Source organism: Kosakonia sp. N21, from assembly GCF_050587465.1.
GTDB lineage: Bacteria > Pseudomonadota > Gammaproteobacteria > Enterobacterales > Enterobacteriaceae.
In genome coordinates this window covers 201,046-220,423 of sequence record NZ_JBOBHR010000001.1, presented here as the reverse complement: position 1 = coordinate 220,423, position 19,378 = coordinate 201,046, and the positions used below count along the sequence as shown (strand labels likewise).

The window sequence follows — 19,378 nt, the reverse complement described above, 5'->3', positions numbered from 1 at the left end:
TATGAGGCGGGCACTAGCGCTGCATTCCCCAGCGTTTGATGGTCACTTTTTCCAGGCTGGCAAACACCACGCCCTCCACCAGTAAACCGATGGCAATCACCGTGACCAGCCCGGCGAACACGCGGTCGGTAAACAGCTCATTGCGATTCTGGAAAATATACCAGCCCAGACCGCCTTCCCCGCTGGATGCGCCAAACACCAGTTCTGCTGCAATCAGCGTACGCCAGGCAAATGCCCAGCCAATTTTCAGCCCGGAGAGAATGGCAGGCAACGACGCAGGGATAAGAATAGTGACCACATAACGCGGCCCGCTGAGTCCATAATTGCGCCCGGCCATGCGCAACGTTTCCGGCACGCCGCAAAACCCGGACCAGGTATTCAGCGCAATCGGCCACATCACCGAATGCACCAGCACAAAAATCAGGCTCACATTACCTAACCCGAACCACAACAGCGCCAGCGGCAGCAGAGCAATGGCTGGCAGCGGGTTGAGCATCGCTGTCAGCGTACTGAGCAAATCCCGGCCAAACCGGGTGGTGACCGCCAGCGCGCTGGCAAACAGCGCCAGCAGGCTGCCAATCAAATAACCTTTCAATAAGGTGCTCAACGAATTGATGATTTTGGCGGGCAGCTCACCATTGCGCATATCGTCACTAAAGGCATGCCAGGTTTGCAGCACACCGGGCAGCATCAGGTCATTTTGCTGCACCCGCGCCGCCACCTCCCACAACGCCAGCACCAGCAACACGATCAGGGATTTACGTAACCACGCCTGATTCCACACGCGCTGACCCAGTGGTAACGGCGTCTCGACCGGCACATTACGCAGCGGCGGTAGTTCGCGTTCAAATTCAGGACGGATGTACGGTGGCTGCGACATACGCGGGTTCCTCACCAGATAAAGGAGATGGGCTGGCCCCGGATGCCGGGAACAACAGATCGTGGATATGGCGCGCGGCGTGCTGGAACGCCTCGCTGCCGAAATCATTCAGGCCAAACTGATGGCAATTGATCTCCGCTCTGACTCTGCCAGGGTGCGGGGAAAGCACCAGGATGCGGCTTCCGACCACCAGCGCCTCTTCAATTGAGTGGGTGACAAACAGCAGCGTAAAACGCGCCTCTTCCCACAGCGCCAGCAACTCTTCCTGCATGGTGCGACGGGTGAGCGCATCCAGCGCCGCGAAAGGCTCATCCATCAATAGCATGCGCGGTTTCATCGCCAGCGCGCGGGCAATGGCGACACGCTGTTTCATGCCACCGGAGAGCATATGCGGCATCACATCAGCAAACTCCGCCAGCCCCACTTTATGCAGAAAATGCAACGCGGTTTCTTTGGCTTCCGCACGGCTGGCCTTGCGACTTGCCAGCAGCGGAAACATCACATTTTCCAGTACCGTCTTCCACGGCGGCAACTGATCGAACTCCTGAAACACCATCATCCGTTCCGGGCCAGGGGAGGTAATGACCGAACCCGCCAGCGAGAGTTGCCCACTGCGCGGCGTGAGGAAACCGCCAGCGGCCTTCAGCAGGCTCGACTTCCCGCAACCGGACGGCCCAAGCAGGATAAAGCGATCGCCCGGCCAGACATCAAAACTGACATCATGGGTGGCGCGCACCTGGCGCTCACGCGTTCGGTATTCAATATTCACGTTGCTGACCTGCAACAAGGGGCCGTCACTCGGATGCATTGTCATCGGTGTCTCCTGCGTTGCCGCTTAACTGCCTGGGTTTTCCCACGCCTCGTTGAAGAAATAGTCTTTCCACGAGCTGGCTCTGTTTTTCAGTACCCCCAGTTCATGGAGCTTTTCGGCATACACGCCGGTACGTTCCGGGGAGACGGTGAAGCTTATCTCGGGATCGTTAACAATTTTCTGCACCAGCGGTAATGGCAGGCGGGATTTTTCGACGCGAATATAGGTTTCCGCTGCTGCATTTTTGTCGGCATTAATGATTTTCGCCGCTTCGTTCAGCGCGCGATAAAATGCCTGATAGGTTTTTGGATTCTCATCGTGGAATTTCTCAGTGGTATAAAGCACATTAAATGTTGCCTGCCCGCCTAAGACATCATAGGAGCTGAGAATTTTATGCACATTATCATGTTCCAGCGCCTGATACTGAAACGGCGGGCTGGAGAAATGGGTGGTAATTTCCGACCCTCCGGCAATTAATGCCGCGCTGGCATCCGGGTGCGGAAGGCTGACGCTAATTTTATCAAAACGTTTAAAATCGGCGTCACCATATAATTTAGCGGTTTCAATCTGTAATGTCCGTGACTGAAAACCGACGCCAGCAGCCGGTACGGCAATTCGATCTTTATCGCTCAAATCTTTAATGCTTTTTACCGCCGGATTATTACTCAATAAATAGTTGGGCATCGATCCCAGCGAAGCAATGGCTTTGACATTTTGCTTCCCTTTGGTGCGGTCCCACAGCGTCAGCAGCGGCGGTACGCCAGCTGACGCAACATCTAACGCACCGGAAAGCAGGGCTTCATTCATGCCGGTGGCACCGGATATGGTGCGCCAGTCGACGGTGATATCCAGCCCCGCTTTTTTCCCCTCTTTTTCGATCAGTTGCTGGTCGCGCACCACATCGAGAATTAAATAGCCAATGCCAAACTGCTGCGCAATGCTGATTTTCCCTTCGGCAAATACCGAATGGCTCACGCCGCTTAATGTAAAAATTGCCAGCGCCCCGGCAAGCGTCCTGTTTAATGTGTTCATGCCTGTCCCCAGAATATCGTTGTTATCAGCAGAAAATGATTGGCTGGCGGGAAAGCAAAAGGAAATGATTTAATCAGCAATGCTTAGTTGAAAATTAAAAATAGTTTTTGCCTCGCGGTATTATTCAATAAATGGCAAAGGATAGTTATTTTTAATGGTTATGTAACAAATATATCGTCGTTATAGTCGAAAACACCTCTTTATTATCCTCTATGAGTACAGGGATTATGCCTCTATTTTCACATCAACATTTGCGCGTATTGCTGCAACAGCATCTGGTGCGGGTGAATACCGCACCGGAGATCGCGAAAAAAGTTGCGGATAACCTGGTGGAAGCCTCGTTAAAAGGCCACGATTCCCATGGTGTGACGTTGCTGCCCCGCTATATCCGCGCGATTCTGGCAGGCGATCTTAACGCCAATGCTGAACTGAAAACCGTGCGTGACGCCGGGCCAATCCTCTCCTTTGAGGGCGAACACGGGTTTGGTCAGTTGCTGGGCGAACAGGCGATGACGGCCGGTATCGAGCGCGTCCGGCAATTTGGCGTGGCGATTGTCGGTCTGGCGAATTCACACCATCTTGGACGTATTGGCGCGTGGGCGGAACAGGTCGCCGACGCCGGGCTGGTATCGATCCATTTTGCCAACGTCGCCGCCCCATCGGCGGTGTTGCCGTTTGAGGGGCTGCGCCCCCGGCTTGGCACCAATCCCTTTTGCGTCGGTATCCCGTTACAGAACCGCCCGCCGGTGGTGCTGGATTTCGCCACCAGCGCTATCGCCGGAAATAAAGCCCGTGTGGCCTGGAATGAAGGCCGGCCAATTCCTGAAGGCTGCGCGGTAGACGCCAACGGCCAGCCGACCACCGATCCCGGTGTATTAATGACCGAACCCCGTGGCGCACTGCTGCCCTTTGGCGGTCATAAAGGTGCGGGGCTGTCGCTGATTTGCAGCCTGCTCGGTGCCGCGCTGACCGGCGGCGAAACGGAAAGCCATCAAATTCCTCCCCGCGCGGGTATTATCAACAACATGTTGTCGATTCTGTTTGACCCGCAGCGTTTGGGCGCAGGCGAGCACTATCAGCAGGAACTTCTGGCGCAGGTGGACTGGGTGCGCAACGACCAGCAAGGCCGCGATGTGCAGATCCCGGGAGAGCCGGAACGGCGCGCTTATGCCCGTCGTCAGCAGGAAGGCATTCACATTGATGAGGTGAGCTGGGGTGAGTTTATGGCACTGGAGACATTAAGTGCATGATCCCGCACTCAATGCGGGGTTGATTGTTAAGATGATAAAGATTATCTTTCTCATTACCGAATAGTTGAGTCAAACACTCAGGTATTCGGTACGACATTGCTCACATTGCTTCCAGTATTTTTTGCCCGCCTGACAAGTGCGGGCTTTTTTTTACTTATATTCGGCCTGGCTGCGTTTAAAGCGTAATTTGAGGATGTTTAATGCCACAGGCTCTGGCGTACCGGGCCAACGTCTCAAGGCTCGCTTTAATCACATTGGCTTCCATACGCGAGACAGTCGGCGGCGTCACCCCCATACGCTCAGCCACCTGCGCCCGAGTAAGCCCGGCATGGCGACGCCACTCCGCAAGCATCGCCTGTAAACGCATTTTCCGCTCCTCCGCCTCATACGCCGCCTGAACATCGGGATCAGACATCAACTCTGCCCGCACCGTTTCCCATGCGACACCTTTAGATTTTTTCACAGGCTAACATCTCCTCTAATCTTGCGAACGCAAGCGCAATCTCACCGGAAGGGGTTTTCTGCGTTTTCTTAATGAAGACCCTTAGCAGATAGATTCTTTTTCCCTTCTGATAAGCATACAGGCCTCTCGCTATATCAATTCCCATGGTTCTAATCTCAAATAATCCATTACACAGATGCCGACTATCTGGTTCCCGTAGGGTCGTCGCATTCGCTTGTAACTTATCAATCAAGCGAATAAGTTTTGCTCTGAACACAGGCGACAAGCAAGCAATCTCAGCAGGCACGTCCTCGTGCAAAATCACGTTGAACACGTGAGATCCTCCATGACTCGATAGTAACACTGACAGGAAATTGCCTCAAAAGGCAATTTCCGTCTACAACGCCAGCAATAAATCTGCTTGCCAGTTCAGAAAAACACAATCCGAAAGCTGTGTGGCGTTCATTACCTGCGATCGTTCACGCATCTTTCTGCCCACACCTTAATGGCCGAGCATCTGGCTGAGATTTGGCTTAAAGAGCCATAATCTCCCGTTATTCATCGGCTTACTGACCTGAAATCAAACCGTCACAAACCCGACCTAACCTAAGAATATTCTCATTATCAGGTTCTGCCCGAACATGGATATCCCGCTTTCATCCCGACAGCTTAACGCCGGTATTTTGCGCCTCGCCGTACCGCACGTAACGCCAGACAATAACAATGCGCAGGTGATGTCGCTGTTTAACGAACACAATGCGTTGATTGGCCTGCCGGTGCTGGAGAACCATCGTCCTATTGGCATGATTAACCGCCACATTTTTTTGTCGCAGATGAGCCGCCCCTTTTTCCGTGAACTTTACGATCAGAAAAGCTGCATCGCCTTTATGGATAAAAGCCCACTGATCGTCGATGCCGATGCCGGTCTGGAGTACCTGTCGGAACGGGTCATCGAAACCGGTGATAAAGCGGTGACGGAAGGTTTTATTCTCACCCAGCAGGGGCAGTACATCGGGATTGGTCTGGGCATCGACCTGATTCGCACCGTCTCGGATTTGCAGGCCAAACAGCATTTGCAAATTATGCAAAGCCTTGAGTACGCGCGCATTATCCAGGAATCGATGCTGAGCCGTTCGCGCAATACTATTGAACAAACGCTGGAAGACTGGTGTTTGTACTGGCATCCGCGCGACTGCGTCGGCGGAGACATTTATGCCTTTCAGCGCAGTGAAAATGGCTGGCTGATGGTGCTGGCGGACTGTACCGGCCACGGTGTTCCCGGCGCATTTATGACGTTCATTTTCTCTTCGGCGCTGGAAAAAGCGCTCACTCTGGCCCCGGCGGAGGCACCAGAGCAACTGCTTAGCCATATCAATCAACACATTAAACAGACGCTAAGCCAGGTGCACCCTTCCGCCGATCGCAGCCAGTCGAACGACGGTTGCGACGCTATTGCTCTGTATGTCGACACCCATCACGCACAGGTCAGCTGGGCCAGCGCCCGTATGCACGCCTTTATGCTCAGCGCAGAGGCCGATCACGTTGTCGCGCTGGAGAGTTGCCGCAAAGGCATCGGCTATACCGATACGCCCGTGGACTATCAGTGGCAGCGTTATTCGGCACCCCTGCAACGTGGCGATACTTTTTTGCTGGTGTCCGATGGTGCGACCGACCAGCCCGGCGGCCCGCGCGACATCATGTTTGGTAAGAAACGTATTCAGTCATTGTTGGCGCAACACCGCGCGTTGCCGATGTCCGGACTTTCCGACGCCCTGCTAAAGGCGTTGAAAAGCTGGCAGGGGCAACAGGCGTCCCGTGACGACATGACATGGTTTGGTTTTCGCTGGTAGATAAAAGCATGCAAATAAACGACCTGCAGGGCAAAGAAGCCGTCCTGTTACCCCTTTTTACCCTGCAACGGCAAAACGCCGTTGAGCTGTTTTATACGGGTTATTTTTCTCAGCAGCATATCGTTTCGCTGGGCGACGTCATTCGCACATGGCTCGATAAGCACGAATCTTCCACCGTCACGCGCCGTAAACTGTTCTCGGTGTTTATCGAAATGGGGCAGAACATTGTGCGCTACTCCTCCGACGAGCGCTTTTTATGCACCGGTCAGGATGAGCTGCGTTTTGGCTCTGTCTGCTTCCATATGGACACCGCCCACTATTACCTCGAAACCGCAAACCTCGTGGGGCCGGAAGCCTCTTCCCTGTTGCAAACCAACCTCGAAGTCCTGCGTACGATGACGCAGGCGGAAATTCGCGATGCCTGGAAGCAAGGACTGCGCGCAGAAGCGCCGACGACCAGCAAAGGCGCGAACATCGGTTTGCTGACCATGGCGCGGGATACCAGCGCACCGCTGGAATATCGCATTCATCCACTGGCGGCAGGCAACCTCTCCGCCTTTCACTTAAAGGCAACCTTTTGCCATGACTGATACGACACTGACGCCCCCGATTGAGCTGACCGCCACCGCCGCCACGCCGGAGGTGAAGTTCGATTTTGCCGCGCAGCGACTGCTGCTCAAAGGTGAAGCCTACCCGGAAAACGCCGCCGCGTTCTTCCGCCCGCTACTGGACGCAACGGAAAGCTGGCTGCAAACCCGGCCGCAAACGCCAACGCCGGTGCAGTTGCACGTTGCGTTAAGCTATTTCAACAGTTCCAGCACCAAGCTGCTGTTCACCCTGTTTGAAAGCCTGAACGATCACGCCAGGCAGGACGTCCCCTGCGAACTGCACTGGTACTACGACGCCGAAGACGATATCTCCGAAGAGTTTGGTCAGGAGTTGCGTATCGACTTCCCTTCGCTGGCGGTGTTTCTTATTCCGGACATCAACGCATGCTAGATATCAATGAGCTGTTCCGGGAGGAGTATTCCGTTCTCGAAGATGCCCGGCTGGCCGCCGCCGATCGTCAGCTCACCGCCGATGCGTGCCGTGAGAAGCTGTGGGGGGTCGCCAAACACTATCAGCGTCTGATCCGCGAATCGTATCGTCTGATTTCACGCAGCGACCGCGCGGAGCGTGAGCTTAATCGTATGAACGAGCAGCTCCAGCAACTGGCGGCGCGTCTGGAGTATGAAGCGACGCACGATCCGCTGACGGCGGTGTTCAACCGCAGCGCGATCATCAACCAGATCAATCAGGGGCTGACCACCGGCAGCGTTGCGCTGATCCTGCTGGATATTGACCATTTCAAACGCATTAACGACGAGTACGGTCACCCGATGGGCGACCGGGTGATCTGCTCGCTGGTGTCGCGCGTGCGCCGCGCCGTGCCGCAAAGCGCAGCGATTGGTCGCGTGGGTGGTGAGGAGTTCACCATTGTGCTGCCTGAAGCGCGCATTGAAGAGGCGATGATTATCGCCAGCTATATTCATGCCTCGCTCAATGCCTCACCGCTGGAAGTGTTGCCCCAGCAGTGGGTCACGGCCAGTTTTGGCGTCAGTCTCGGCGCGAAAGAGAGCGATTTCGAAACGCTGTACAGCGCAGCGGACACAGCGCTGTACGCGGCCAAAAAACGCGGGCGCAATCAGGTGGCGCTGCATGAGGATTTTTTCCGCCAGCCAGCGAAAGCCTGCTAACCGCCCGTGCAGCGGTTATGCAGGCATCAGTTGATTAAATCGCTTAAAAAGCGCTGTGCGCGTGGGTGTTTTGGTGCCTGAAAGAACGCTTCCGGCGTGGATTTTTCCAGAATCCGCCCCTGATCCATAAACCAGATGGTGTCCGCCACATCACGGGCGAAGTGCATCTCGTGAGTAACACACATCATGGTCATCCCCTCCTGCGCCAGCGAGCGCATCACGCTCAACACTTCACCGACCATTTCCGGGTCCAGCGCTGAAGTCGGTTCATCAAACAACATCACTGGCGGTTTCATCGCCAGCGCACGGGCAATCGCCACCCGCTGCTGTTGCCCGCCAGAAAGCTGCGCCGGGTAAGCATTCGCTTTGTGCGACAGCCCGACCCTTTCCAGCAATTCCCCGGCATGTTTACGTGCTTCCGACCGTTTCACACCCAGCACTTTGACCGGCGACATCATGATATTGTCCAGCACCGAAACGTGTGGGAACAGGTTGAAGTTCTGGAACACAAACCCGATGCGCGTACGCAACTGATTAAGGCGCGTGCTGCTGCCGTGGATGTCGATACCATCAAACAGGATCTGCCCTTTTTCTATTGGTTCCAGGCGGTTAACCGTGCGAATCAGCGTCGATTTTCCCGAGCCGGATGGCCCGCAAACCACCACCACTTCGCCCGCCTTCACTTCCGCACTCAGGTCGGTCAACGCCTGGTACTCGCCGTACCACTTGTTAACCTGATTAAATAAAATCATCGGGATCATGGTGTGTCCTTATTCAGATTGCTGTCGGCAAAGAGTAACTCCGCGTCAGTCTCACGCCTGCCGGGTTGTGCTTTAGCGCTCAGGCGCTTTTCCTCCACCCACCTCTCAAGCCGGTTTGCCAGCCAGGTCAGACTGAAACAGATGATGTAGTAGCTCAGCGCAACAATGGCGAAGACCTGGAACGGTTTGGTCAGTAGCTGATTGCTCACCTGATTGGCGGCGTATGTCAGCTCCGGCACATTGATGACATAGCCCAGCGTGCTGTCTTTAATGATCGACACCAGTTGGCTCACGAGGCTTGGCAGCGAATTAAACAGCGCCTGCGGCAAAATCACCAACCGCAGGGTCTTCAGATGGCTCATCCCCAGCGCACGTGACGCTTCATACTGCCCGTGCGGCAACGCCTGGATGCCGCCACGTACGATCTCGGCAATATAGGCGCTCTCGTAAATCACCAGCGTACAGAGCATGGTGGAGAAGCCGCTGATGTTCTGACCAATCAGCAACGGCACGCAGAAATAGGTCCAGAACACCACCATCATCAGCGGGATGCCGCGCAGGGTGTAAACCCAGCAGGCAGCAGGCCAGCTTAACCAGCGCCACGGCGATAACCGTGCCAGCCCCACCAGTACGCCAAGCGGGAACGAAAGGACAACGGCCAGTAGCGAGATAACCAGCGTACACAGCACGCCGCCCAGTGGACCATTCGGGTACTGCCCCATCAGGAACAGCATGCCGTGGTCATGTAATATGGTGAAAAAATCAAACACGGCGCTTACCTCGCGTAGGCACGTTGAAAACGACGCGCCAGCAGCGCGCCCAGCCCCATCAACAACAGCGAAAACGCCAGATACCCCACTGTGCCGATCGCATAGGCTTCAAAGGTACGGAAGGTCTGGTTTTCGAGATCGCGCGTCACGTAAGTGAGTTCCGTTACGCCGATCACCATCGCCAGGCTGGTGTTTTTAAACAGCAGTACGCTGTGGTTAATCAACGACGGCAATGCATTGCGGATCCCCTGCGGCAAAATGACGGAACCCATCGCCCGCATATAGCCCATGCCCAGCGCGCGGGCCGCCTCGTTCTGCCCATCCGGAATGGCCCGCAGCCCGCTGCGGATATCCTCGGAAAAGTAAGCCGCCTGGCACAGGCCAAGGGCAAACATCGAAAACAGAAACTCGGCATTGAGGTCGTTGACCCACATCTGCACCGACTCCGGCAGCAGCGTGGGAATGGCGAAATACCACATCATTAACTGGATAAGCGTCGGCACATTGCGGTGATACGAAACATAAACCGCCACCAGCCGCGTGGCGTAGCGGTTTGCACTCAGGCGGATAATCACCAACAACAGCGCGATGAACATGGCCAGTAGCCAGGCGCCCAACGCCAGTTCCAGCGTAACCGTCGCCCCCCGGACGATCATGTCGCCATGTTGGCCGGTCAGCACAGCGGAAAAATCGAGCGCCATGAGGGTCTCCTTCAGAGCGTGTGTTCGCCAGGGCGCATGGTGGACAAGCCGCCAGGCACCTGCAACGTCGGCATGATTTCAATGTTGCCAATGTTCACCGCTACCGGTGCGGCAAGGGCAAAGGCCACGCAGTCCGCAATGTCGCTGGCCTGCGGCAGTTCAAAACCGTCAATAAAGCGTTTGCGCGCATCTTCATGGTCGCCAGAGACATTGCCGAAAATGTCCGTCGCCACGCGGCCAGGGCAGATTTCGGTCACACGCACGCGTTTGCCGTAACAGTCGACACGTAACTGGCGAGATAAGGCATGCACGCCCGCTTTGGTGGCGTGGTAAATCGAGTTGCCGTTGAAGTTATAAATGGCGGCTATCGAGGTGATATTGATGATATGGCCGCAGTCGCGCGCCACCATCCCTGGTACCAGCAGGCGGCACAGGTGCAGCACCGCACGCAGGTTAACATCCACCTGCGTATCAATGGCTTCTTCATCGGCGCTGAGAATGGAACCCGGTCGGGAAACCCCGGCATTGTTAACCAGTATGTCGACCTGCAAATCGCTGCACAGGCGGGTGAGCGCATCGAGATCCGCCACATCCAGCGCGTGAGGAATGCAGCCGGTTCGGTCCGCCAGCGCCGCCAGTTGTTCCCGGCGGCGGGCAACCGCGTGTACCGTAATGCCTTCCTTGCACAAACGTTCAACAATCGCTTCGCCCATTCCGGCGGACGCGCCGGTAACCAGGGCGACGTTATAATCTGAAAATGGCATGTTGCCTCTCCTGTCAGGACGGCGGCGGGTTAACGCACCGTCGTTTTATTGCGTATTTTTGACTCTATTCAGTTATGCCGCGGCGGTATAAGACATAAATGGTTTGAGGCAATAAGGGTGACTTATAATCCTGCTTAAGCCTGGCTATCTTCATGAATACACAGAATTTCCTCGTCAAACTCCACCGTGTCGTTATGCGACAGCGCAAATGACACGGTCCCCGCCGCCGGGCTGCGCAGCGGCAGATACAGCGCGCCAACCTGGAGCAGCGCCAGTAACTGGTGGCGGATAACGTGCGCGCCACTCCCGGCAAAATCGTCCGCCAACAGAGGATGACGCAGCAACACACGCCCTGGCGCAGGTGCGCAAAGCGGGGTTCGAAGCACGGGCGATTCAACGGTAGCGACGGGGGCCATTAAGGTTGGCGGCGGTGGTGCGCTGGTCATGCGTAGCGACCAGTTTTCGCCTGTCAGCTCAAGGCGGTTAATTGTGGTAGCGCGCAAAGCCCGCGCCAGCGCGCGTAGTTGGCGCAGCGTTATTTTGTTTTCATCCATATCCGGCCCGTTATTGGCAGCAATCGTCGGGATTTACTCTATCCTGCCGCGCCGCCGGGCCTGTAAGAGGGTTTCGCTTTGCGGCAATAAGCGGGGCTTATTAGCTCACCAGGGTTAACGGACGGTTGTCGGGCGTACGGTTCGCCATCAGCGACAACAAAATGGTCTTCACCGCTTCGGCAGGTTCAGAAAGCGGCAGATGATCCGACATGCAAAATGACAGCGAAGCATACACATCCGGCTCTACAATTTTTGCCATCCAGGCGTCGGCGGCTTTCAGCATCGCGCGGGCGGCAGACTCCGGCATAATGGTGCAGCCTAACCCGGCAGCAAGCGCGGCATTGAGCGTGGTTTGCGATTCGATCTCGCTGCTCACACGGTAATCAATGCCCTGCTTCACAAACGCATCGTCCACCACTTTGCGCATGATGTTGTAAATGCGTGGCAGGAACAGGTCATAACGGGCCACCTCCGCCAGCGCGATCTCTTTCACCGGTTTGTCCACGGCATGCGGGCAGACAAAACAGAGATGCTCTTTCATCAGTGGAATAAAACGCAGACCGTGGATATTGCGGTTGTCGTAAATCACCGCCATGTCCATGCGCCCGTTCATGATCAGCTCGCTGAGAGTGGTGCCGAAGTTTTCATTAAAATAGAGGGTAATGCCCGGATGCTGGCGACGAACCTCTTTCATTAAGGGGATCGCCAGTTGCTGCGCCGCCGTCCCTGGCGCCAGGCCCACGGAGACATTGCCGCACAGCTCCATGCCCGCGCGATCAATGGCGCTTTGCGCCTGTGCGCACTGGCGCAAAATAGCCTGCGCATGCGTGTAGAGAATGTTGCCCGCCGTGGTGGGCGTTACGCCGCGTTTGGTGCGGATGAGCAACTGCTGGTTCACCTCCCCTTCGAGGGTGGCAAGCTGCTGGCTTAATGCAGGCTGAGCAATATGCAGAATATCCGCAGCCTGGGTCAGGCTGCCCACATCGACGATTTTAATGAAATATTTCAGGCGACGCAGATTCATGGCGGTCTCTCCAGTGAGGGCTTTATCATCACTAAAGCAATGGCTGTGCCAGTTCTGGTTCGTTGTTGCGCAAAGCGGTCACACAGGCAGCTTATGGCTTGCGCGCCCGATGAAAAAATGCGCGCGTTGCAAAACCGCATTGCACCGGGGTTTTTACGCACCGTCACGGTGCAACGCGAGCGTCTGGTGCATCGTTGCGGTGTTTTCCCGCCGCGCCAGTCATCATTTTGTGTTATGTCGCCACAACAAAGCAGTATTAGCCGCCCGCTTTGGCTGTTCCCTATGCTCAGGGGGTCATCCTCGTGATGACATGCATCCGCCGTGTGCATGCGCGGCGTCCAGCCGAACCTGATGGAACACCTGTGCTATGCCTGATATTGCCGATCGACTTAACAACATTGCCATTTCCGCCTCTGTCGCCATGACGCAAAAAGCGCGCGACCTCGCCGCACAAGGCATTGACGTGGTGGGACTTTCAACGGGCGAACCGGATTTCCCCACGCCAGCTCACGCCATTGAAGCAGCACACCAGGCTGCGCTGGCGGGCGATACCCGCTACCCGCCCACGGATGGCACCCCCGCGCTGCGTGCGGCGATTGCCCGCAAATTTAAACGCGACAACAGCCTTGATTATGATGTCAGCCAAATCATTACCGCCGGTGGCGCAAGGCAAATCATCTTTAACGCGATGATGGCGACCATTAACCCCGGTGACGAGGTGGTGATCCCGACGCCGTCGTGGATCAGCTATGCCGATATTGTGCGTTTTGCGGGTGGTATTCCGGTTGCGATTCCCTGCTACGAAGAGAACGGTTTTAAACCGCTGCCGCAGGATATTGACGCCGCGATCACCGACAAGACCAAATGGTTGCTGCTGAACTACCCCAGCAACCCGACCGGCTCAGTGGCCAGCCGCGACGAGTTGCAAGCTATTGCAGATGTGATGCTCAAACATCCGCACCTCTGGATCCTGACCGACGATATTTACGAGCACCTGATTTACGACGGCTGCACGTTTCTTACCCTCGCGCAGGTTGAACCGAAACTGTATGACCGCGTGCTGACGGTGAATGGCGTATCGAAGGCCTACTCGATGACCGGCTGGCGTCTCGGTTTTTGCGGCGGGCCTGCCCCGCTGATTAAAGCGATGAGCAACGTCAATACGCAGAACGCAGGCGGGATTGCCACCGTGGCGCAAGCGGCGGCGATTGCAGTGCTGGATGGCCCGCAGGATCTGCTGCAAGAGCGGGCGGCGATTTACCGTAAGCGGCGCGATTTTGTGCTGGAGAAGCTGGCGGCGATTGCGGGGCTGCGCTGCCATAAGCCGCAGGGGGCGTTTTATCTGTTTGTGAATATTGCGGCGTTTATCGGCAAAACCAGCGCCGGGGGGCGGATAATTAATACGGATGCTGATTTTGTGATGGCGCTGATTGAGGAGCAGCATGTGGTGAGTGTGCCGGGCGCGGCTTATGGTATGAGTCCGTATATTCGGTTGTCGTATGCGACCAGTATGGAGCGGTTGCAGACGGGGTGTGAGCGGCTGGCGGCGTTTTGTGAGGGATGTCGGTGATCGGGGATGTTTGATGGTTGTGGGATGGTGGGATGGTGGATGGCTCTTGTGGAATTGTTCCGTTCACTAAAGGTACAGCAGACACTTCACAGGGTTATGCGGTGAACGGGAGAAGGGGAGCTACCGCGCCCCCCTTCTCAATCCCCGCGGCCCCGCAGCGAAATCGGTGCTTCGCACTGCGCTCACCTCCCACACCTCTTCCTGCGGCCGGCTCCACTCGGCATCCCTGCCGAGAGTCGCCTCTGGTCGCCATCCCTGGCGCCCAGTCCTGGTCTTCGGTGCTCCGGTTCGCCGATTTCAGCGGGGACTCAACCCCACCGCTTCAGTCGCTTTTGATAATTGAAAAATGGGTATTGCTGTAAGTATCGCGCCTGCAATCTCAGTCTGTATTACATGATTTTTGCGAAGCTGATTCCCGGAATGGCTTTTCCTTCATCAGGTTAGCTATAATCCCTTGCCGCCTGTAAGTGTTAGTCCTATGTTTTCTCCGCGCCTGCAAAATCAGGCGTCGGGATTGGAACCCTGTTCACTCACTGGCGATATACTTTTTATGTTGTGCATTTGGCCACACCTCAATGGCGGGCCGAATGGGGGCGTCGTAAGACGCGCCGGTCAGTGAGTCCGGTAGTTCCAACCCTGTTCGGTTCTGCCACCAAATGAGATTGGAACCTCTGGTGGCAGTTAGCATCATGACTCACTTGAGGCTATGTCTATGGCTACAACATCAATCCTGAACCAGGCGTTATTTACCTCACCGTTTAACCACACTACAGATTTCACAGAGCTGGCGGATAACTGCGAGCGTTTTGCTGAGGTGCTGGCGGAATGCGACGATCCGTTACAGAAAATGGCGCTTTGCGGCAGGCTTTCTGCCTGTCTTGCCCTGTTACAACCTACACTGCTTGAACCCGTTCCTGAGGCGCTAAAAGCCAGCCTGACCGTTGATCACTTTCCTGCTCACTTTCCCATATTCGAACCCGAAACCGACCAGTTATGTCGCTATTGTCAGGTGTTAACGCAACTGCTGATGAGTGGCACTCTCGCACCACAATCTGAACGTGTTTTGCGGGATTTGCTGTACATGCTGGTCGATTTCTTTGCTGACACGCTAAAAGCGCCTCGCTGGTTAAAACAGGGTGACACAATCATCACTCTTTAACTTACCGCCACTCTGACTTTTTTATGACCCAGGATCGTTAAAGCGGTGGGGTTGAGTCCCCGCTGAAATCGGCGAACCGGAGCACCGAAGACCAGGACTGGGCGCCAGGGATGGCGACCAGAGGCGACTCTCGACAGGGACAAAATTGCCGGGAGCAATTTTGAACAACGCTTGCGTTGGCCCCGAAGGGGCGAGTCCCAGGGATGGGACGAGTAAGCCGAGTGGAGCCGGCCGCAGGAAGAGGTGCGGGAGGTGAGCGCAGTGCGAAGCACCGATTTCGTTGCGGGGCCGCGGGGATTGAGAAGGGGGGCGCGGTAGCCCCCCTTCTCCCGTTCACCGCATAACCCAGTGAAGTGTCTGCCGTACCTTTAGTGAACGGAACAATTCCACAAGAGCCATCCGACAGAACAATTCCACAAGAGCCATCCGACAGAACAATTCCACAAGAGCCATCCGACAGAACATTTCCACAGGAGTCATCCGACAGAACAATTCCACTATTCCACCACCAACTAACCCCAATCCCTCACCACCTCCGCCGCCGGCGCAATCGTCCCACCACAGGCAATAATCTCACTACGCACAATCCCCGCCAGCTCCACCGAACCCGGCGTATCGCTATGCACCAGAATCGAATGCGCCCGCACCGGGATCACCAACCGCTCAATCGTGGTCACCGTCCCGTCCTGCAAAAACTGCCGCACACGCCCGCGCACTGCGCCTTCCTCTTTGATCACCGCCCCCGGCTTACCGCGCGGCACCAGACGCCCTTCCGCATCGTAGGCACGATCGGCAAGAAACAGCGTCAGACTTTGCAACCCGGCGCGTTTCGCCGCCCGTTCAATAATCGTCTCCGGCTGTGAAAAAATAATCAGCGCAGGATCGAGTCGGTAAATCGCCTGCATCACCTGCAACGCCAGCGCCTCATCGCGGTTAATCATATTGCCCATCGCCGCATGAAAACTGACATGGGAAACCGCGACGCCCTCCCCTTTGGCAATCGCCTGTAGCGCACCAATCTGATACACCACCTGCTGGCACAGCTCATCGGCGGTAAACGCCATCTCTTTACGGCCAAACCCCAGTCGGTCCGGCAGACCCGGATGCGCGCCAATACCGACGCCACTGGCTTTTGCCAGCCGCACCATCTGCGTCATAATCATCGGGTCGCCCGCGTGAAAGCCACAGGCAATGTTGGCAGATGACACCCGCTGCATCAGCGCCGCGTCATCACACAGTGTGTAGACGCCAAACCCTTCACCCATATCGGAATTTACATCGATTTTCATCATTATGCGCCCACGCTATTTAATGAAGCGGCGACATCGCGCAGCCGTTGCAACCAGCCGTCAATCGCCCGGCGGGCAGCAATCGCCTGTTTCGCATCGCTTTTGATTAACTGAATCGACTGCCCGGCCTGTAACTGCCCGAGCCGCCAGAGATCCTCTTCAATCACGCAGGCGATTTTCGGGTAACCGCCTGCGGTGTTGGCATCGCTTAACTGGATGATGGGCTCCCCGGCCGGCGGTACCTGCACAATGCCGGGGATCAGGCCATAGGAGCGCATTTCAATTGTCTGCGACGGGAAAATCGGCGCGCCAGACAGCCGGTAGCCCGTGCGGTTGCTTTGCAGTGAAATCGCCCACGGCTGCTGCCAGAAGCGTTGATGATCGGCGGCGAACAACGCATATTCCCCCGACGGGATGGCCCGTACCGGCGTCACGCCATGCTCCGCAGGCGGAAAAACGTCCTGCAATGCAACGGAGGGCGGCACAATCCCCACGCCCTCATCCGGCAGCGTCACGTTACCCGCCATTCCCAGCGGCAGCCGGTCGCCCGCGGCAAGCGTGCGCCCGTGAAAACCGCCAAAACCACCGCGCAGCGCGGTACTGCGCGAACCAAGCACCCTGGGCACATCAATCCCCCCGGCAATGCAGAGATAGCCCCGCGTACCGGACCGGGGATAACGCAACTCCAGCCATTGGCCTTTTTTGACCCGGCAGCCCCACCACGGCGGCAGTTCAACGCCGTCCAGCAACGCCCGGCAATCCGCCCCGGTCACGGCAATCGCCGTGTCCTGTAAAAAACGTACGCGCAACGGAAAGACCTGCGCTTCAATGGCGGCGGCGTTCTCGTCGTTACCCAGCAGCAGATTCCCGGCACGCAACGCCAGCGGATCCATTACGCCGCTGACCGACACCCCCAGGTGGCGAAAGGCGGTGCGCCCGAGATCCTGCACCGTGTTCAGCGCGCCAGTGCGCTCAATCTCAATCACAGTTCGATCCTTTCGGGTAAAAAGCGTATGGTGTCGCCCGGAGCCATCAACGCCGGAGGCGATGCCAGTGGGTCGAAGACCTCGATCTCGGCAAAGCCGATGGCGTTCCAGCCATTGGGCCCGGTGAGCACCGACACACCGGTCTGCGGCCCACCGATAGTGACCGTGCCTTTGAGCATATTCAGTGACGGTACTTTTTTACGCGGCGTGGCAAGCGCCGGATCCAGCCCGTGTAAGTAACCAAAGCCCGGCGCGCTACCCAGCGCCACCACCGTGTAATTTCCTTGATAGTGGCGGCGAATAACGTCACTGGCCGCCAGGCCGGTATGGCGGCAAACCGCCTCCAGATCGCAGGCCAGCTCCCCGCCATAATGCACCGGAATATCAATGCGTTTGCCCTGCGGGTGGATTTCCCGCGCCTGCTGCCAGCACGCGCGCAAACGTTGTACGATCGCGTCCGCATCCTCCGGTGTCTGGCGCAACAACACCAGCAGGTTAGTGACACCGGGGATCAACGACTCCACGTCATCCCAGGTGGCGAGCCGCTGCGCCAGCGACCAGATGCGGCGCTGCGCCGCTAGGCTGAATTCCCCCGGCGCTTCCAGAAGCCAGGCGCGACTTCCCATGGTAGAGAGCGTGATCTCCCCGGCGTTATCCGCCAGGGCGATAAGCGACGCCTCTTGCGCTATCCAGGCCATAACTTATTCCAGCGGTTCAAATTTCAGGTTAGACAGTGGCTGTACGCGCTCTTCACGCACCATTTTGTATTCGGTATTTGGCCCAATCCAGGTGTCCCAGATTTTGTCGATAGTGCCGTTATCATCCATCGCTTTCAGGCTGCCGTTCACTTTTGCCAGCAATGCCGGTTCATCGCGCTTCATGCCCACACCGATCGGCTCCAGCGCCATCGGCTCTTTAATCATCGCCAGTTCAATACCGTCTTTTTTCGCCTGCGAAATCATTTTGATGCCGGTCATGGTGTTGGTAACAAAGCCGACCGCTTTGTTCTGCTCCAGGGCAAGGAATGCCGACGCAGCGTCCTGGAAGGTCACGGGTTTCCCGCCTTTCAGCACAATCGATTGTTCCGAGGTAGTGCCTTTGGTGGCGCTGATGCGCTTGCCTTTAAAGTCGGCGAGGGTTTTATCCGCGTTCTCTTTTTTCACCAGCAGCATCTCTTTTGCCACGTAGTACGGGTCGCTGAACTGGATCTGGTTACCGCGGGTTTTGGTGTACGCCAGGTTGGCAATCAACACATCGGCGCGGCCGGTGGCAATCACCGCAATACGCGCCTCGACGGAGGTGGGCACCAGCGTCAGTTTCAGCCCCATCTGCTGCGCCAGCGCCTGGCACAGGTCAACATCCATCCCTGCCAGCTGGCGGGTTTTGGCATCCGGCGAGGAAAACGGCGGCACATCGGAATAGACCGCGCATTTCAACTCGCCCCGGGTGGTCATATCGGCAAGTAAATCGGCATTCGCCGCCGAACAGGCAAAATAGAGAGGTAAAGCCAGCAGTGCCAGTGCGCTTTTTTTAACTGTCATGATGTTTTCCCCAAAAAGTGAATTCGTTGACCACACGCTTATTCGCATCGCCGGGCATCCGGCGAGGCCTGTTTTGGCAATATATCGACTTAATACTGAGCGGTATAAGAGGGAAACCCTGTCGCGGGATACGCAATTTATATGACTCTGCGCCGCACGCGGCAGGCGTTTTACGAATAAGAAAAGGTTATTCAGGCAGAGGGAAATTATCTTATCGGCGCGGCTTTTTCGCGTTCTAAGGTGATGACTTCTGCGCGG

At 56.4% G+C, this 19,378-nt stretch carries 22 protein-coding genes; 7 read left to right on the top strand and 15 right to left on the bottom strand.

Annotated elements, in window-relative coordinates; genetic code table 11:
* Positions 1-13: 13 nt before the first annotated feature.
* From ACQ3G7_RS01020 to ACQ3G7_RS01010, 3 genes are read right to left on the bottom strand one after another with little or no spacing between them, the layout of a single operon-like run.
* On the bottom strand, positions 14-880 hold the full coding sequence (locus tag ACQ3G7_RS01020) for an ABC transporter permease (protein WP_430888524.1): 867 nt from the start codon (positions 878-880) through the stop codon (positions 14-16).
* A complete protein-coding gene (locus tag ACQ3G7_RS01015; protein ID WP_430888523.1) occupies positions 852-1,694 on the bottom strand; it encodes an ABC transporter ATP-binding protein in 843 nt (280 codons plus the stop codon). Before ACQ3G7_RS01015 ends, ACQ3G7_RS01020 begins: the two co-directional genes overlap by 29 nt.
* A 21-nt stretch (positions 1,695-1,715) precedes the next feature.
* Positions 1,716-2,723 (bottom strand): ABC transporter substrate-binding protein, encoded by a 1,008-nt coding sequence (locus tag ACQ3G7_RS01010; RefSeq protein WP_263099921.1) that lies wholly within the window; start codon positions 2,721-2,723, stop codon positions 1,716-1,718.
* Positions 2,724-2,950: 227 nt separating this feature from the next.
* Between ACQ3G7_RS01010 and ACQ3G7_RS01005 the strand changes: the two genes are divergently transcribed.
* On the top strand, positions 2,951-3,973 hold the full coding sequence (locus ACQ3G7_RS01005; protein WP_430888522.1) for a malate/lactate/ureidoglycolate dehydrogenase: 1,023 nt from the start codon (positions 2,951-2,953) through the stop codon (positions 3,971-3,973).
* A gap of 175 nt (positions 3,974-4,148) precedes the next feature.
* On the opposite strand, the gene ACQ3G7_RS01000 is transcribed toward ACQ3G7_RS01005, so the two are convergent.
* Positions 4,149-4,388 (bottom strand): helix-turn-helix domain-containing protein, encoded by a 240-nt coding sequence (locus tag ACQ3G7_RS01000; RefSeq protein ID WP_263100854.1) that lies wholly within the window; start codon positions 4,386-4,388, stop codon positions 4,149-4,151.
* A gap of 34 nt (positions 4,389-4,422) precedes the next feature.
* The gene (locus ACQ3G7_RS00995; RefSeq protein WP_430888521.1) at positions 4,423-4,749 is read right to left on the bottom strand and encodes a type II toxin-antitoxin system RelE/ParE family toxin; all 327 of its coding nucleotides are present in this window, start codon (positions 4,747-4,749) and stop codon (positions 4,423-4,425) included.
* A gap of 307 nt (positions 4,750-5,056) precedes the next feature.
* Between ACQ3G7_RS00995 and ACQ3G7_RS00990 the strand changes: the two genes are divergently transcribed.
* The 4 genes from ACQ3G7_RS00990 to ACQ3G7_RS00975 are packed head-to-tail and all read left to right on the top strand — an operon-like array spanning position 5,057 to position 8,001.
* Complete coding sequence (locus ACQ3G7_RS00990) at positions 5,057-6,265, top strand: SpoIIE family protein phosphatase (RefSeq protein WP_430888520.1); 1,209 nt, start codon at positions 5,057-5,059, stop codon at positions 6,263-6,265.
* A gap of 8 nt (positions 6,266-6,273) precedes the next feature.
* The gene (locus ACQ3G7_RS00985; RefSeq protein ID WP_430888519.1) at positions 6,274-6,855 is read left to right on the top strand and encodes a SiaB family protein kinase; all 582 of its coding nucleotides are present in this window, start codon (positions 6,274-6,276) and stop codon (positions 6,853-6,855) included.
* Positions 6,848-7,264 (top strand): DUF1987 domain-containing protein, encoded by a 417-nt coding sequence (locus ACQ3G7_RS00980; protein WP_263099916.1) that lies wholly within the window; start codon positions 6,848-6,850, stop codon positions 7,262-7,264. Before ACQ3G7_RS00985 ends, ACQ3G7_RS00980 begins: the two co-directional genes overlap by 8 nt.
* Entirely contained in the window at positions 7,258-8,001 is a 744-nt protein-coding gene (locus ACQ3G7_RS00975) for a GGDEF domain-containing protein (RefSeq protein ID WP_430888518.1), read from the top strand. The genes ACQ3G7_RS00980 and ACQ3G7_RS00975 overlap by 7 nt, the downstream gene beginning before the upstream one ends.
* A gap of 26 nt (positions 8,002-8,027) precedes the next feature.
* Here the strand turns inward: ACQ3G7_RS00975 and ACQ3G7_RS00970 are convergent, their stop codons facing one another.
* From ACQ3G7_RS00970 to nac, 6 genes are all read right to left on the bottom strand, one after another.
* On the bottom strand, positions 8,028-8,762 hold the full coding sequence (locus tag ACQ3G7_RS00970) for an amino acid ABC transporter ATP-binding protein (RefSeq protein ID WP_317633850.1): 735 nt from the start codon (positions 8,760-8,762) through the stop codon (positions 8,028-8,030).
* Positions 8,759-9,532 (bottom strand): amino acid ABC transporter permease, encoded by a 774-nt coding sequence (locus ACQ3G7_RS00965; RefSeq protein WP_430888517.1) that lies wholly within the window; start codon positions 9,530-9,532, stop codon positions 8,759-8,761. Before ACQ3G7_RS00965 ends, ACQ3G7_RS00970 begins: the two co-directional genes overlap by 4 nt.
* Positions 9,533-9,537: 5 nt before the next feature.
* Positions 9,538-10,233 carry an amino acid ABC transporter permease gene (locus ACQ3G7_RS00960; protein ID WP_430888516.1) on the bottom strand — a complete coding sequence of 232 codons (696 nt, stop codon included), beginning with the start codon at positions 10,231-10,233 and terminating at the stop codon, positions 9,538-9,540.
* An 11-nt stretch (positions 10,234-10,244) separates the two neighbouring features.
* Entirely contained in the window at positions 10,245-10,997 is a 753-nt protein-coding gene (locus ACQ3G7_RS00955) for an SDR family oxidoreductase (protein ID WP_430888515.1), read from the bottom strand.
* Positions 10,998-11,131: 134 nt separating this feature from the next.
* Positions 11,132-11,551 (bottom strand): acetyl-CoA carboxylase biotin carboxyl carrier protein, encoded by a 420-nt coding sequence (locus tag ACQ3G7_RS00950; protein ID WP_430888514.1) that lies wholly within the window; start codon positions 11,549-11,551, stop codon positions 11,132-11,134.
* 100 nt (positions 11,552-11,651) lie between these two features.
* Positions 11,652-12,575, bottom strand: coding sequence for a nitrogen assimilation transcriptional regulator NAC (gene nac, locus ACQ3G7_RS00945; protein WP_430888513.1), 924 nt, complete (start codon positions 12,573-12,575; stop codon positions 11,652-11,654).
* Positions 12,576-12,942: 367 nt separating this feature from the next.
* Here nac and ACQ3G7_RS00940 point away from each other — a divergent pair, with 367 nt between their 5' ends.
* Both ACQ3G7_RS00940 and ACQ3G7_RS00935 read left to right on the top strand, forming a co-directional pair.
* On the top strand, positions 12,943-14,145 hold the full coding sequence (locus ACQ3G7_RS00940; protein WP_430888512.1) for a pyridoxal phosphate-dependent aminotransferase: 1,203 nt from the start codon (positions 12,943-12,945) through the stop codon (positions 14,143-14,145).
* A 712-nt stretch (positions 14,146-14,857) separates the two neighbouring features.
* A complete protein-coding gene (locus ACQ3G7_RS00935; protein ID WP_430888511.1) occupies positions 14,858-15,304 on the top strand; it encodes a hypothetical protein in 447 nt (148 codons plus the stop codon).
* A 512-nt stretch (positions 15,305-15,816) separates the two neighbouring features.
* On the opposite strand, the gene ACQ3G7_RS00930 is transcribed toward ACQ3G7_RS00935, so the two are convergent.
* Genes ACQ3G7_RS00930 through ACQ3G7_RS00915 form a run of 4 tightly spaced genes read right to left on the bottom strand, consistent with a single transcriptional unit; the run spans position 15,817 to position 19,120 of the window.
* Positions 15,817-16,593: a 5-oxoprolinase subunit PxpA gene (locus ACQ3G7_RS00930; RefSeq protein WP_263100852.1), complete on the bottom strand. Its 777-nt coding sequence runs from the start codon at positions 16,591-16,593 to the stop codon at positions 15,817-15,819.
* 2 nt (positions 16,594-16,595) lie between these two features.
* The gene (locus tag ACQ3G7_RS00925; protein WP_430888510.1) at positions 16,596-17,579 is read right to left on the bottom strand and encodes a 5-oxoprolinase subunit C family protein; all 984 of its coding nucleotides are present in this window, start codon (positions 17,577-17,579) and stop codon (positions 16,596-16,598) included.
* Positions 17,576-18,277, bottom strand: a complete 702-nt coding sequence (gene pxpB, locus ACQ3G7_RS00920; protein WP_430888509.1) for a 5-oxoprolinase subunit PxpB — start codon at positions 18,275-18,277, stop codon at positions 17,576-17,578. The genes ACQ3G7_RS00925 and pxpB overlap by 4 nt, the downstream gene beginning before the upstream one ends.
* A gap of 3 nt (positions 18,278-18,280) precedes the next feature.
* The gene (locus tag ACQ3G7_RS00915; RefSeq protein ID WP_430888508.1) at positions 18,281-19,120 is read right to left on the bottom strand and encodes a transporter substrate-binding domain-containing protein; all 840 of its coding nucleotides are present in this window, start codon (positions 19,118-19,120) and stop codon (positions 18,281-18,283) included.
* Positions 19,121-19,378: the final 258 nt, after the last annotated feature.